Origin of the sequence: Prochlorococcus marinus CUG1416 (genome assembly GCF_017695965.1) — a bacterium.
Classification (GTDB): Bacteria; Cyanobacteriota; Cyanobacteriia; order PCC-6307; family Cyanobiaceae; genus Prochlorococcus_A.
Genome location: NZ_JAAORM010000005.1, coordinates 23,576 through 37,760, shown reverse-complemented (window position 1 = coordinate 37,760; position 14,185 = coordinate 23,576). Strand labels below are relative to the sequence as shown.

18 protein-coding genes are annotated in these 14,185 nt (G+C 32.8%); 10 read left to right on the top strand and 8 right to left on the bottom strand.

Annotation, left to right across the window (positions count from 1 at the left end; translation table 11 throughout):
• The first annotated feature begins 21 nt into the window (after positions 1-21).
• Together HA146_RS06430 and HA146_RS06425 are read left to right on the top strand one after the other, a co-directional pair.
• Positions 22-579: a photosystem I assembly protein Ycf4 gene (locus HA146_RS06430; protein WP_209108749.1), complete on the top strand. Its 558-nt coding sequence runs from the start codon at positions 22-24 to the stop codon at positions 577-579.
• A complete protein-coding gene (locus tag HA146_RS06425) occupies positions 576-1,232 on the top strand; it encodes a peptidylprolyl isomerase (RefSeq protein ID WP_348535295.1) in 657 nt (218 codons plus the stop codon). Before HA146_RS06430 ends, HA146_RS06425 begins: the two co-directional genes overlap by 4 nt.
• Here the strand turns inward: HA146_RS06425 and ilvN are convergent.
• Together ilvN and HA146_RS06415 are read right to left on the bottom strand one after the other, a co-directional pair.
• A complete protein-coding gene (gene ilvN / locus HA146_RS06420; protein ID WP_209108748.1) occupies positions 1,229-1,753 on the bottom strand; it encodes an acetolactate synthase small subunit in 525 nt (174 codons plus the stop codon). The two genes, HA146_RS06425 and ilvN, sit on opposite strands and share 4 nt — an antisense overlap.
• A gap of 9 nt (positions 1,754-1,762) precedes the next feature.
• Positions 1,763-2,707 carry an alpha/beta fold hydrolase gene (locus HA146_RS06415; protein ID WP_209108747.1) on the bottom strand — a complete coding sequence of 315 codons (945 nt, stop codon included), beginning with the start codon at positions 2,705-2,707 and terminating at the stop codon, positions 1,763-1,765.
• A 93-nt stretch (positions 2,708-2,800) separates the two neighbouring features.
• On the opposite strand from HA146_RS06415, the gene petM reads away from it, so the two are divergent.
• From petM to infA, 4 genes are all read left to right on the top strand, one after another.
• Positions 2,801-2,899, top strand: a complete 99-nt coding sequence (gene petM, locus HA146_RS06410; protein ID WP_209108746.1) for a cytochrome b6-f complex subunit PetM — start codon at positions 2,801-2,803, stop codon at positions 2,897-2,899.
• Between the two features lie 57 nt (positions 2,900-2,956).
• A complete protein-coding gene (locus tag HA146_RS06405) occupies positions 2,957-3,919 on the top strand; it encodes an NAD(P)H-binding protein (RefSeq protein WP_209108745.1) in 963 nt (320 codons plus the stop codon).
• 52 nt (positions 3,920-3,971) lie between these two features.
• Entirely contained in the window at positions 3,972-4,184 is a 213-nt protein-coding gene (locus tag HA146_RS06400) for a hypothetical protein (protein WP_209108744.1), read from the top strand.
• Positions 4,185-4,275: 91 nt separating this feature from the next.
• On the top strand, positions 4,276-4,545 hold the full coding sequence (gene infA, locus HA146_RS06395) for a translation initiation factor IF-1 (RefSeq protein ID WP_012008027.1): 270 nt from the start codon (positions 4,276-4,278) through the stop codon (positions 4,543-4,545).
• 9 nt (positions 4,546-4,554) lie between these two features.
• Here infA and trxB read toward each other — a convergent pair whose 3' ends face one another.
• The 3 genes from trxB to HA146_RS06380 form a co-directional block, all read right to left on the bottom strand.
• The gene (gene trxB / locus HA146_RS06390; RefSeq protein ID WP_209108743.1) at positions 4,555-5,931 is read right to left on the bottom strand and encodes a thioredoxin-disulfide reductase; all 1,377 of its coding nucleotides are present in this window, start codon (positions 5,929-5,931) and stop codon (positions 4,555-4,557) included.
• Between the two features lie 79 nt (positions 5,932-6,010).
• A complete protein-coding gene (locus tag HA146_RS06385; RefSeq protein WP_209108742.1) occupies positions 6,011-6,235 on the bottom strand; it encodes a hypothetical protein in 225 nt (74 codons plus the stop codon).
• 154 nt (positions 6,236-6,389) lie between these two features.
• Positions 6,390-6,968: an EF-1 guanine nucleotide exchange domain-containing protein gene (locus HA146_RS06380; RefSeq protein WP_209108741.1), complete on the bottom strand. Its 579-nt coding sequence runs from the start codon at positions 6,966-6,968 to the stop codon at positions 6,390-6,392.
• A 127-nt stretch (positions 6,969-7,095) separates the two neighbouring features.
• On the opposite strand from HA146_RS06380, the gene HA146_RS06375 reads away from it, so the two are divergent.
• The 4 genes from HA146_RS06375 to HA146_RS06360 are packed head-to-tail and all read left to right on the top strand — an operon-like array spanning position 7,096 to position 11,046.
• Positions 7,096-8,226, top strand: coding sequence for an NAD(P) transhydrogenase subunit alpha (locus tag HA146_RS06375; protein WP_209108740.1), 1,131 nt, complete (start codon positions 7,096-7,098; stop codon positions 8,224-8,226).
• Positions 8,227-8,238: 12 nt separating this feature from the next.
• Complete coding sequence (locus HA146_RS06370) at positions 8,239-8,532, top strand: NAD(P) transhydrogenase subunit alpha (RefSeq protein ID WP_011863273.1); 294 nt, start codon at positions 8,239-8,241, stop codon at positions 8,530-8,532.
• 8 nt (positions 8,533-8,540) lie between these two features.
• Positions 8,541-9,980 (top strand): NAD(P)(+) transhydrogenase (Re/Si-specific) subunit beta, encoded by a 1,440-nt coding sequence (locus HA146_RS06365; RefSeq protein WP_209108739.1) that lies wholly within the window; start codon positions 8,541-8,543, stop codon positions 9,978-9,980.
• Positions 9,961-11,046 carry an alpha/beta fold hydrolase gene (locus HA146_RS06360; RefSeq protein WP_209108738.1) on the top strand — a complete coding sequence of 362 codons (1,086 nt, stop codon included), beginning with the start codon at positions 9,961-9,963 and terminating at the stop codon, positions 11,044-11,046. The genes HA146_RS06365 and HA146_RS06360 overlap by 20 nt, the downstream gene beginning before the upstream one ends.
• On the opposite strand, the gene HA146_RS06355 is transcribed toward HA146_RS06360, so the two are convergent.
• The 3 genes from HA146_RS06355 to cysS all read right to left on the bottom strand — a co-directional run bounded on the left by HA146_RS06355 (position 11,033) and on the right by cysS (position 14,161).
• A complete protein-coding gene (locus HA146_RS06355; protein WP_209108737.1) occupies positions 11,033-11,377 on the bottom strand; it encodes a (2Fe-2S) ferredoxin domain-containing protein in 345 nt (114 codons plus the stop codon). The genes HA146_RS06360 and HA146_RS06355 overlap by 14 nt on opposite strands.
• 2 nt (positions 11,378-11,379) lie before the next feature.
• Positions 11,380-12,609, bottom strand: a complete 1,230-nt coding sequence (locus tag HA146_RS06350) for a 1-deoxy-D-xylulose-5-phosphate reductoisomerase (protein ID WP_209108736.1) — start codon at positions 12,607-12,609, stop codon at positions 11,380-11,382.
• 82 nt (positions 12,610-12,691) lie between these two features.
• The gene (gene cysS, locus HA146_RS06345; protein ID WP_209108735.1) at positions 12,692-14,161 is read right to left on the bottom strand and encodes a cysteine--tRNA ligase; all 1,470 of its coding nucleotides are present in this window, start codon (positions 14,159-14,161) and stop codon (positions 12,692-12,694) included.
• Between the last annotated feature and the right edge of the window lie 24 nt (positions 14,162-14,185).

The following is a 14,185-nucleotide window of genomic DNA, read 5'->3' as shown; positions in this document are numbered from 1 at the left end:
ACGCTCTAAAAAAAGATAAAAATGAATTCAGAACTCACATCTTTCGATAAAATCGAACAAAAAATTGGCGGATCAAGAAAAATTTCGAATTACATCATCGGTGGAATGCTTACGATTGGCGGTATTGGTTTCCTTTTGGCCTCAATATCTAGCTACATAGGAAGGGATTTATTACCCTTAGGAAACCCTTCAACTTTATTGTTTATACCTCAAGGAATAATAATGGGAGCTTATGGTTTGATAGCTAATCTATTAAATTTCTATTTATGGTATATGGTTTATATTAACTTTGGTTCAGGCATTAATTCTTTTGATAAATCATCAAAATCTGTAGAAATAAAAAGAAAAGGCTTATTTAAAGATATTGAAGTTAAATTCAATTTCGATGAAATTAAATCAGTTAAGTTGGATATTAGTGAGGGATTCAATCCTAGAAGAAGGATTGCTTTGGTACTCAAAGGGAGAAAAAAACCTCTTCCTCTTAGCGGAGCAGGTGAACTTAAACCACTTCTTCAGGTTGAAGAAGAAGGGGCTCGGCTAGCTAAATTTTTAAATGTTAATTTGGAGGGTTTAAAATAAAAAAAAATAATTTTTTAAAAGCAATATCTTTCATTCAGGTTTTATTTTTTGCGACAGCTTGTAGTTTTAAAAATGAGATTGATTCAAATTCTTTTTGTCAAAAACTTAAATTTAGTTGTACACAAAATAATAAAATAATTCACTTTAAAACTTCACAAGGTGACATTGAGGTTAAATTATTTGGTAAAGATAACCCAGTAACTGTATCTAACTTTCTAGAAAATATAGATAATAATATTTATAGAAATCAAAAATTTTATAAAATAATAAATTATCCCCAAATAAAGTTTATTCACGGTGGTATTAATCCAGGAAATCAATTTTATGCTGAAAGAAATCAAACCTTAAATAAGACCAGTCCTTCAATACCTTTAGAAATAAAATTTAAAGAAGAAATCAAGCCAAGATATAACTATGAAATAAAAACTCCGTATGAATCTAAAAAATTAATTAATACTTTTGAGAATGGTTCACTCGCTATGGTTAAGAGCGGTAAGAATAAGTCTTCCTCTACTGAATTTTTTTTTGTAACTAATAAGATTCCAGAACTAGACGGAAGATATTCAATCTTTGGAAGAATTATAAAAGGAATAGATGTACTTGAAAGAATTAAGAAAGAAGACTATATCAAGGAAGTCCAGATATCTAATTAAATTTCTAGAGAATATTTGTTGACTTTTAACATTTCTGTATTAACTCCTGAAGAGCGTTTTAGAGCTACCTTGCCAGTTCTTGCTATTTCAAGAATGCCGTAAGGTTCTAGTAATTTCTCTAAAGCAACTAACTTCCCAGGATCTCCAACCACTTCTAGCGTTAAAGCAATATCTGAAACGTCAACAACTTTTGCACGGAAAATCTGAACTAAATCTAAGATGTTGCTTCGGGTATCTTCTTTAGAGGAAACTTTTAGTAACATTAATTCCCTCTCAACAGCTGCGAGATTAGTAAAATCAACAACTCCCAAAACATTAAATAACTTATTAAGTTGCTTCGTCATTTGTTGAAGAGTTTCATCATCACCTTCTACGACCATTGTTAACCTTGAAATCCCTTTGGATTCTGCAGGACCAACTGCGAGGCTATCTATATTGAATCCCCTTCTAGCAAAGAGGCCTGAGATTCTACTCAATGCTCCAGATTCGTCTTCTACAAGAACTGATAATGTATGTTTCATATTTTAATTTTAAAAGGTTTTTAAATCTTTAATCCATTCATAAGAGATTTTATTGAATACTGAAGGATCTTCATCATGTATGCAATGCCCTAAATTGGATACTATTTTTAATTTTACCCATCTATGTAAATTTGCAATCTTTTTACCAAGAAACAAAGGTATGAAATTATCTTTATCTCCCCAAATTAATAAAAAAGGAACTTTTTTTGAAGCGCTAAGTTTTGTTAAAAGGTAAGAGGCTTGTAATTTTTGATCTCTTGAAGACATTCCAATACACATTGCTCTTAATGATCTAGCTGAAGTTTTCCTTAGAACTGGCCTTGTTACTATTTCTATTAGTTCGCGATCAATATTATCTTTTTTGAAATATGCAGAATTAAGACCTAGTCTAATAACCCCTGATTTGGTTATTAAAAATAAAATAATCTCTAAAGGAAGCAATATAAAAAATATTGCTATGAATCTATCTATGAATTTTTTTAAAAATGGTTTAATTGTTATTTTCTTTTTGTTTTCCTGAAATTGATCTGGAAGAGGTGATGCAATAACTGTTGCAATTTGGTCTTCTAATGAAACAGCGCAGGTTAAAGCCACTAATGCTCCAAGGGAATTGCCAATAAGAATGACTTTGCCAGAATTCTTTGGTCTTATAACTTGTGCAATAAAGTCTTTAACTTGATTACCCCAAATCTCATTATTTAATCTTCCAATTTCTTTTATCCCAGGTTGATCCGAATCGCCAAATCCTATTAAATCCAAAGAATAGGAGGCACAATTCCTTCTTGCAAAATACTCTAAATTATTTCTCCAATGTTTTCGACTAGCACCAAATCCATGGAGGAAGATAATTGGAATTTCATTATCTTCGCCTATAACACTCCAACAAATCTTAAACCCATTCCAATTCCAGTAATAAGGTTTGTTAATATTTTCTTCTTTAAAATTGGTATTCATATTATTCAAAATTTTCAAGTTATTTGCATTATCTACTTTTTTAACAAATAAATGTATATTGAATGTAAATTATAGTAATCATTAAATTTTACTATGGCTAAAGAAATTTTTAGTATTGCGGCAGTTTTTTGGATACTGATACCAATAGGATTGATTGGTGGTGCATTATTATTAAAGTTTCAGGGAGATTAATTCTCACGAATACATAACAAAGTGAGTTATTGTCTACAAGTTAAGTAAATCTTAAATATGAAGATTCTTTTAGTAGGAGCAACAGGAACTCTTGGAAGGCAAATAGCAAAGCAAGCTATAGAAGATGGAAATGAAGTGAGATGCCTTGTTAGAAACCCAAAAAAAGCTTCTTTTCTACAAGAGTGGGGATGTGAATTAACACAAGGTAATTTATTAAATTCTTCCGATATTGAGTATGCATTGCAAGATATCGAAGTAGTTATTGATGCAGCAACTAGTAGACCTGATGATCCTAAAAGTATTTATGAAATAGATTGGGATGGAAAACTTAACTTATTCAATGCTTGTGAATCTTTAAATGTAAAAAGGGTAATATTCCTCTCAATACTACTAACTGAGAAATTTAGGAATGTTCCATTAATGGATATTAAGTTTTGTACAGAAAAACTTCTTGAAAAATCGGATCTAGAATATACAATCTTCAAATGTGCAGCTTTTATGCAAGGAGTTATAGGTCAATTTGCTATCCCAATATTAGATAGTCAAGCAGTATGGATTAGTGGGACTCCAACAAAAATTGCTTATATGAATACACAAGATATGGCAAAAGTTATTGTTGCGTCAGTAAATAATCCAAAAACGTATAGAACTTCATTGCCATTAGTGGGCCCCTCCTCTTGGAACTCTGATGAAGTGATCTCATTGTGTGAGAAATTTAGTGAAAAAAAAGCAAAGGTATTTAGGGTTTCACCTTTTCTTATCACCATCACGCAAAAAGTTGTATCTTTTTTCGAGGATTCTTTGAATGTTGCTGAAAGATTGGCATTTGCTGAAGTAACCAGTAGTGGAGAATCATTAGATGCTGATATGAGTAAAACCTACGAAATATTGGATCTTAAAAAAGAAGATATGACATCACTAGAGATTTATATCAAGGATTACTACCAACAAATACTTAAAAGATTAAGAGAAATGGAAGCAGATCTAAATATTGAGGAAAAAAAGAGATTACCCTTTTAATATTGCACTCGTAGAATTATGTAGTATACTTGTACTATAAATTTAATTTATTATGTCTGTTTCTAAATCTAAAAATCTTGAACGAAAACTAGATAATTTTGCAAAAGAAGCAAAAAATGAATTGAATAATGTCTGCGGTTCTTCGTTATGGGAAACCCTTGGCTTTGTGTTTTTTGATCAATTAAAAGATTCTGAGAAAATTGCGAAAGCTAATTTTTACTATGGACAACTTCAAATAATTAATGAAATAAAATTTTCAATTTAATTTAAATTCCTTTTTTTAATTGAGTAATTTTTATTGAATCAATTTTGGCCAAACTTTTTCTGATAAAATAAATTAAGAAAATAATTATTTAATGATTGAAACTTCAGGTGTAATAGAAAAGGAACAGGGAAATGGTTTTTATTTGGTTACTTTAGAGCAACCTGAAGGTCATCAGTGTTTGTGCAGAGCTGCAGGTAAATTAACTAAATTTAGAATTAAATTATTAGCTGGAGACAAAGTTTTAGTTGAGATAAGTCCTTATGATCTCTCAAGAGGGAGGATAACTTATCGAGAAAGGAATGCAGGAGGTGGTGCAAGACCTACAACTAATAAAAATAATCCTAAGAGGAATAATAAGTAAAAATTTATTTTAGATAAGATTTTTTATCGCTTCTTTAAACTCACTTCTTTGTTTAACACCTTGCCATTGTTGTTTTAATAATTTTTCTTTAAAAAGTTGAACTGTTGGTGTTCCGTTAATACCAGCTTGTTTTGCGATATCTTGATCTTTATCAATATCTATTTCTACACCGAGCACAGCACCATCTAGTTCTTTGATTATTCTTTTTAACTGAGGTTTTAAAACATGACATGGCCCGCAGCTTGGGGAACTAAAAATAACTAAGATAGGTTTTTTACTCTCGTGATAAAGTTTTCTTAATGCATAACTACCTTTTTGCCATTCTGAATTTGAATCGAAGGTCGCTTGATTAACTTCCTCTTCATTAAAATCTGAGGAATTTAATGTTTTTTCTGGTTCAGGTGTTTCTCTGACTATAGTTTTTGCTAAGTTTTTTTCGGCTAGCCACCTTTCAGTAGCTAATGCTGCCATGCATCCTGTCCCTGCAGCGGTAACTCCTTGTCTCCACTCTGAATCAACAACGTCACCTGCTGCGAAAATGCCTTCAATAGATGTCTCTGGTCGTCCTGATTTGCAAGCAATATATCCTTTTTTATCTAAATCAATTTTGTTGCCTAAGAACTTTGTATTTGGTGTGTGCCCTATAGCGTAAAAAAGACCCTTTATATTGATTTCCCCTTTACCTTCTTGAGAGTGATTAGTTTCTATTTTCTCAAGCCATTCAGAACCATTAGCTTTCTCTACTTTTGTATTCCAGTGGATTTCTATCTTTGGATTAGCGTTTACTCTGTCAACCATTGCTGCGCTAGCCCTTAATTTTTCTGATCTAACAATCAAATGTACTTTGCTGCCATACTTTGTGAGATATGCTGCTTCTTCGCATGCAGAGTCCCCTCCTCCTATCACAGCTAATTCTTCGTCTCTGAATTGTGGGGTGGCTCCATCACAAATTGCACAAGCACTTATTCCCTTACTCCAGAATTTATCTTCATTTATCACGCCTAATCTATTTGCACTTGCTCCAGTAGCAATAATAATTGAGTTAGTTTTTATAGTCCCTTCTAAAGTTTTTAATTCAAAGGGATGTAAATCAGTATTAATTGAGACAACATCACTTTCGTATAAATTCGTACCCCACCTTTCTGCTTGAGCCTTCATTAGATCCATTAATTCAGGACCTAGTACTCCATCAGGGAAACCTGGATAATTTTCAACGAATGTTGTAGTCATTAATTGTCCACCAGGAATTCCACCAGAATTAAATCCTGTTACGAGTAAAGGTTGAAGATTTGCTCTTGCTGCATATATTGCAGCTGTATAACCTGCAGGGCCTGAACCTATAATTACAACATTTTCTACGTTTGAAATTGTTTCTTTATTTTCCATTTATTAACTAATTTCACTACTAATAATAATAAACAAACCCAAATAATGTAGGTCGGATTTCACGCGATCGATTTATTATTTAATCGTTTACTTTTTGGTCTAATAATTGTTTTAATTCTTTTGGTAAGTTTAAAACAGAATCTTTTAAATTTTCGTTCTTTTCTCCAATATGTAGTATCCACTCTCTAAATTCTTCTGCGATTGCATAACTGTCTTCATATCTTTCTAGAGTATCCATTGCAGAAATTCTGTTGGTAGCCCAACAGGTTGCGATATCGATCCTTTTTCTAATGAAATTTTCCATTGATACTTAAAAGTTGTTTATAGATAAACACATGAAGTAATGTATTTAATGTCTAATAAGTTACAACTTTGTACTTCAAAACAATAATTTAATCTTTAATTTATATTTGAGCTAATTTTTGGCAAGATTATAAAGAAAATATAAAGAAATAAGATTAAACTGCCTCGCTGTGATTGGCAAGTAACCTTTCAACTTCCTCAAAACCCTCTTTAGCTGAATTTATTGCAAGTTCCTCGCTAACTTTTTCTTCTGAAATTAATTTTGCGGATATTTTCTTTAAAAGAGTTTCTTTCTTTTCCCTTAGTGAACTAACAACTTCTTCTTCAATGATAGATTTTATTGCTTTGGAAATTATTTTTTTGTCATTTGCTTCCTCAAATGTACCCTGGACTAATTCCTGAATAAATAATCGATGCACCTCACTACTCCTTAGAAAGCTTTCTGTGGCATTGATAATTCCTTCAACAAGAGCTTCATCAGGTTCAGAATCATTTTCTGCTAGCTTAAATTCCCAATCTAAATGTCTTCTTTGCCAACCTGCCGAGTGGAGACTGGGCATAACTGTCTGTGAATAAGTATCAACTGACATTTCATAAATTCTCTCTGCTAATTTCTCACACCAGTCTTTACCATGCTTTTCTAGATTTTTCTGCATAGCTTGCCTTGGAACAGCATGACCACCATGATGGCTGTGACATACTCCGTCAGGGCATTCGATTGCTTTTATACTCATTGGATTATTTAGTACCTATATATTCTACATAGCTATTTTTTCTAGAAAAGAAAATATATTTTTAACAAAAATCTAAGACTTTTGACTTTCTTCAATTTATATTTAATATGTTAAAAAAATAAATAAATTGACAAAGATACTTATTCCTTCCGAAACAACCTCTGGTGAAAGGAGAGTTTCAGCTACTCCAGAAGCAGTAAAGAAATTAAAAAGTCTTGGATGTGATGTTTATATTGAAAGTTCAGCAGGGAAATTATCAGGATTTAGTGACTTATTATATGAAAAGTCCGGTGGCATAATAATCAGTGACTTAGATCAAAACATTTGGGGTGAAGCGGACATAGTATTTTGTGTTCAAACTCCATCTGAAGATAATTTAAATAAATTAAAGAAAGGTTCTGTTCTTCTTGGTCTTCTTAACCCATATGGTAATAAAGAGCTTCTTAGGATTATAAATAGTAATAAGATTTCAGCTTTATCATTAGAGTTGCTTCCGAGAATTAGTAGGGCTCAATCTTCTGATGTTCTCTCTTCGCAGGCCAATATAGCCGGATATAAAGCAGTTCTTTTAGCTGCAAGTGAATTAGATAGATATTTCCCCATGCTTATGACTGCAGCAGGCACAGTCCAACCTGCCAAAGTAGTTGTTCTAGGTGGAGGAGTTGCAGGATTGCAGGCAGTTGCTACAGCAAAAAGACTTGGCGCAATAGTTTTTGTATCAGATATAAGACCTGCTGTTAAAGAACAAGTAGAGTCCCTAGGCGCAAGATTTATAGAACTTCCTAAAGTTGACGAAAAACCAGGAGAGGCAGGAGGTTATGCAAAGGCCGTAACTCCTGAATTCCTTACAAAACAGAAGGCTACTTTAACTAAATATTTATCTGAAGCTGATGTTGCTATTTGTACGGCGCAAGTTCTAGGTAAAAAGGCTCCTGTTTTAATAGACTCTCCAATAATTGAAAAAATGAGGCCTGGTGCAGTAGTGATTGATTTGGCAGTTTCTCAAGGAGGTAACTGCGAAGGAACAAAATCAAATGAAACTATTATCAAAGATGGAGTAAAACTTATAGGAGCGGGAGAATTACCCTCATCAGTTCCTTATGATGCAAGTTCACTTTATGCTAAGAACTTAACATCTTTGATTACACCTTTTATAAAAGATGGTGTAATTAAACTAGATAAAGAGGATGAACTCATTTCTGGATGTTTATTAAGCGATGAAGGAGTTGTTCTTCAAAATAAAGTTTTTGAAAATTGAGGTTTTAAAATTATGTCTTTTATAAGTCTTCTTTGGGTTCTTTTACTTGGCAGTTTATTAGGCCTCGAGTTAATTGGAAAAGTTCCTCCTACTCTTCACACACCTCTAATGAGCGGAGCAAATGCAATTTCAGGAATAACAATGCTGGCAGCATTAACTTTAATTGTAAAAGCAGAAGGTAACGTACCACTTTTAATCATTGGTTCAGTTTCTCTTGGATTTGCTCTTTTTAACGTTGTAGGCGGTTTCTTTGTAACTGATCGAATGCTCGCGATGTTTAGTCGTAAACCATCAAATAAGAAGTAATTTTTAACATGAATCTACCTGTAATCATTAAATTCGTTATTGACCTTCTAGCAGTACTTTTACTGGCTTTGGGAATAAAAGGATTGTCAAAAGTTAAATCAGCAAGGGATGCCAATAGATTAGCTGCATTTGCAATGTCGCTATCAGTAGTAGGATTACTTTCTTATTATTTGGGTACTTCTGGAATTGCTATTCAGTCTTGGATTTGGATAATAATTGGATCAATCATAGGTAGTTTATTCGGAGCAATACTTGCAAAAAAAGTACCTATGACCTCAATGCCTGAGACAGTGGCATTGTTCAATGGTTGTGGAGGAATGTCATCACTTTTAGTGGCCTTGGGAGTAGCTATTTTTCCTATATCTGGTGGCCAAGAAAATTTTGATATTTTTAAGTCACTGATTAACGAAGTTTCAATATCTGTTTCTATATTTGTTGGTGCAATAACTTTTACAGGTTCAATTGTTGCAATGGCAAAGTTGCAGGGTTGGTTGTCAACTCCAGGATGGACTCAGAGCAAAGTTAGACATTTTGTAAATATTGTTTTTGCAGTTGCTTCCTTGATAGCCTTTTTTGATTTGATAAACGGCAATACAAGTTCTATTTGGCTTTTAGTTATAGTTTCTTCTTTATTAGGTATTGGAGTTACTTTGCCCATTGGTGGAGCCGATATGCCAGTAGTTATATCTTTATTAAATAGTTATTCAGGGATTGCAGCAGCGGCGGCAGGTTTCGTTGTAGATAGTCAGCTTTTAATAGTAGCAGGCGCAATGGTTGGAGCGGCAGGTCTAATACTTACTCAAGTAATGTGCAAGGGTATGAATAGATCATTGGTCTCAGTTCTTTTTGGAGGATCCTTATCGGCACAAAGTACAGCCTCTTCTGGTTCAGGAGAATATACAAATATAACTTCTTGCAGTGTTGAAGAATGTGCCTTGACTTTAGAAGCAGCAAACAAGGTAATAATTGTTCCTGGTTATGGTCTCGCGGTAGCTCAGGCTCAACATACTTTACGGGAAGTGACAAAAAAACTAGAACAAAATGGTATTGAAGTTGTTTATGCAATACATCCTGTAGCAGGGAGGATGCCTGGACATATGAATGTACTTTTAGCAGAAGCAGATGTTCCTTACGAACAACTTAAAGAGATGGACGTTGTAAATCCTGATTTTCCAGCAACGGATGTTGTTTTAGTTTTAGGAGCAAATGATGTGGTTAATCCTCAAGCTAAAAATGACACCTCTTCTCCTCTATATGGCATGCCTGTTCTTGATGTGCAGGAAGCAAGAACGGTGTTTGTAATTAAAAGAGGTATGAGTGCAGGTTACTCCGGAATAAAAAATGATTTATTTGATCTGCCTAATACTTCTATGGTCTTTGGCGATGCAAAGAAGGTATTAAATGATCTAATTGGAGAATTAAAGGATCTTGGAGTTGGAGAGAAATAATAGTAAATCTTCAAGGTTTTCAGATTACTTAAAAAATAAGCCATTTCGAGAAGTATTACCTTGGATAGGAGGTGACTTACAAACTTTGAGAGATACTTTTGTTATTGATTTTGGTAAATCAAAAAAAAATAAAAAAATATTCTTTCCTATTAATAAAATTATTCCTGAAAAATTTGAATATGATTATCTTCTAGGACTTTTAGAATTTCCTGAAAAATTAAGCTCTCTTAGGGGTTTTGTTATAGTTACCCATGGGTTAGGGGGATCAACTAAACGGTTTGGGTTAAGAAGAATCTCTAGGAAATTAGCAAATAATGGTTTTGGAGTTCTTAAATTAAATCTAAGAGGATCTGGGTCTGCAAGATATTTGGCTAAAGGAAATTATTGTGCTAGATGCTCCAGTGATGTTATTTCAGTAATTAATTGTTTTAAAAAATTGATTAATTTAGAGTTTAAAGATCTCATTAAGATGAATAATCTTCCAATTTACGGAGTTGGATTATCTTTAGGGGGAACAATTCTTTTAAATGCCTGCTTAGATTACGATGAAAACAAAGGAGAAAAACTTTTAGATGGCCTGGCCTGCGTGAGTAGCCCTTTAGATTTATCATCATGCAGTCTCTGTATTGAAAAATCTAGAAATTATATCTATCAAAAATGGTTACTTCACCGCTTAAAAAATCAGTTATGGGACGGACTTAATGATGAAGGAAAACTTCTTAATAACGAGAAATTAAGAAAAAAAATTAGAAGTTTAAAAAGCATAAGGGAATTTGATCAGAAATTTACAGCTCCTACTTGGGGATTTGATTCTTTAGAAGATTATTATTTTAAAGCTTCTCCAATATTTAGAGTCCAAAACTCAATAAAAAAATTACCTAAAATGCTTTTTATTCATGCCAAGGATGATCCTTGGGTTCCATATAAGGATACTTTGAATTTAAGAAAAGAACTTATTGATAAATTTACTATTCTCATAACTGAAAAAGGAGGCCATAATGGTTTTCACTCGATTAATGGCTGCTGGTCAGACGAAGTCGTAAAGAACTGGTTTATAAGTATCTAGGACTATTTAAAAACGGTGTTTTTTTTAAAATCCATTTTTCTATTGGCTTGTCGTTAATAATATGTGAGGTAAAAATTTCTGAAATTTTTTCTGGAGAAACTTTCTCGTACCAAATACCATCTGGCCAAACAAGAAGAATTGGGCCGTTTTTACATATCCTTAAACAGTCAGCCTTTGATCTTAATATATGAACGTTTTTTGTAGAGGGATCATTCTCAAATTTTTTTAAAGTCTTTTTCAGACATTCCCATGTTTTTTGACCTTCATTGCCTTTAAAGCATTTTTGTTTTGTGGGTGTTGCGCATAGTAGAAGGTGCTTTTTAATATTCACTTTTATCCAATACTTACGTATTTTTTCCCTTTTTTAATTTCTTGCTCAACAAAAAGTCTGGCCCAATTGTCTACTTCAAGAATATCCTCCAATTCGGGACTCAAATTCAAATTCTCCATATGTGATTCACAAGCTTTACTTATAAAGGTTGGAATTTCTTGAAAAGAAATTTTTTCTTTAAGGAATTGTTCAACAGCCATTTCATTAGCAGCATTTAAGACTGCAGGCATAGTCCCAGAAGATTTTCCTGCGGCATAGGCAAGTCCCATGCATGGATATTTAAACTCGTCTGGCTCTTTAAAAGTTAATTTTCCAATTTCACTTAGGTTTAATCTTTTCCAATTTGTTTTAAATCTTTCAGGCCAACTCATCGCATATAAAATAGGTAGTTTCATATCTGGCCAACCTAATTGAGCTAATACTGAAGAATCTTCCATCTCAATCATTGAATGAATAATACTTTGAGGGTGGATAACTATTTCGATATTTTCGTAAGAGGTCCCAAATAAATAATGAGCTTCTATAACTTCTAATCCTTTATTCATAAGAGTTGCAGAATCTACAGTTATTTTTTTCCCCATATCCCAATTAGGATGTGAAGTTGCATCTTCCACTGTGACATGCTTTAAATCCTCAACGGCCCAATCTCTGAAAGCACCACCAGAAGCTGTTAAATGTATAGCTTTTAAACCTTTAGGTATCTCTCCTGTTGAAAAATCTGCATTTTCATAATTGGGTAATCCTTGTAAACATTGAAAGATAGCAGAGTGTTCTGAATCTGCAGGTAAAAGCCTACTATTATTTTTCTTTAATGCAGGAATAACAATTGGCCCTGCCGCAATTAAAGTTTCTTTGTTGGCAAGTGCAATATTTTTACCCGCATTAATTGCTGACATTGTTGGAATTAATCCTGCACATCCTACTATCCCTGTAACCACAGTATCTGCCTTATCCCATGCTGCAACTGAGTTAATCCCCTCCTTTCCACTTAAAACCAAGGGAGCACTATCCAAATCTAAGTTATTAATATTATCTTTTAAATCTTCTATAAGATTTTCATCCTCAATCGCAACTACTTCTGGTTTATGTGTTTTAACTTGTTCAGTTAATAAATTAATATTTCTTCCTGCCGAAAGAGCTACGGCTTTAAACTTATCAGGCTGCTCACTAGCTATTTCGAGAGTTTGAGTCCCAATTGAACCGGTAGAACCGAGCACAGTAATGTATTTCAATTTTCTCTGATATTTCTAATATCTTCCCATTTAAAGGTGTATTTAAAAAACAAAAATTTCAAATTGGTTTTTTTCTTAAAATTTAGATCCTTATCCATGTTGTTATTTCCTTTGATTGATCAATAAGTTCAATACCTTTTTCTTTTAACAAATTCCTAATTTCATCAGCCTTCGTATAATTCTTTTCCTTTTTTGCTTTCAATCTTTCATTAATAAGCGTTGATATTTCTGCTTCTGTTATTTTACTTTCTTTTACTAAAACCTCTTTTTTAAGACCAAGTACCTCAGTCAACTTTTCAAGAGTTTTAAAATTCTCAATTAGAAAGAATTTTTCATTTAGGTCTATTTCAAAACCTTCGACCCTTTGAAATTGGTTTAGAAAGTTTTTTAATGGTTTTGCTAAATCGTAAATAATTGCAATAGCACCTGCTGTATTAAGGTCATTTCCCAGAGCCTCAGAAAATTTAAGCTTTTTTTGAGATAAATCAAAGCTTATTTTCTCTTCATATTCTTCTTCGATAGATTCATTTTTATCAATAGATCTAAAAGCACCTTTTGTAAGTTCCATAAAAGAAAGGGCTACATTAATGTTTTTCCAAGCTTCTGAAGCACTCCTTAAAGCTTCTTCAGTAAAATCAAGTGGTTTTCTATAATTGACAGTCATAACAAAATATCGCAAAGTCATAGGGCTTATACCTGACTTAATTAGCTCTCTGATAGTTTTAAAATTTTTAAGGGATTTACTCATCTTTTGTCCATTTACATTGACCATCCCATTGTGTAACCAATAGTTCGCTAGCTTTTTGCCATTGGCTGCTTCTGATTGGGCGATTTCATTCTCATGATGTGGGAAAATCAAATCAGAACCACCTAAATGGATATCAATAGTATCTCCTAATTCATCTTTAACCATCGCCGAACATTCAATATGCCATCCTGGCCTACCTTTACCCCATGGCGAATCAAAAAATGGTTCATTATCTTTAGCTTTTTTCCATAGTGCAAAATCTTGCGGATTAAGTTTTTTACTATTTTCCTCATTAGCCATTCTTCCTTGCTGATTGATATTTTGTTCTTTTATGTTTTGATTACTCAGCTTTCCATAATTTTTATTTTTAAAAACAGAATAATAAACATCTCCATCCCTAGAGTATGCATAACCTTTGTCCTCAAGGATTGTTATGAAGGAGCAGATATTGCATATATGATTCGTTGCTCTTGGCATACTATCCGGACGCATTATTCCTAGAGAATCCATATCTTTATGAAATTCAATAATATTTTTTTCAGATACTTCCTTCATTGAACTGCTTTCTTCTTTAGCTCTTTTTAAGATCTTGTCATCAATATCTGTAAAATTTTGAACATACTTCACTTTGAAATCACTGTAAATTAAAAATCTTCTCAATACATCCCAAGCTATATAACTTCTGGCATGACCAAGATGACATAAATCATAAACAGTTACTCCACAACAATAAATTTTTACTACATCGTCAATAGGCTTAAAAACCTCAACTCTTTTGCTTAAAGTATTAAAAAGTTTGATCATCTTAAATTAAGTATTTCATAAGGT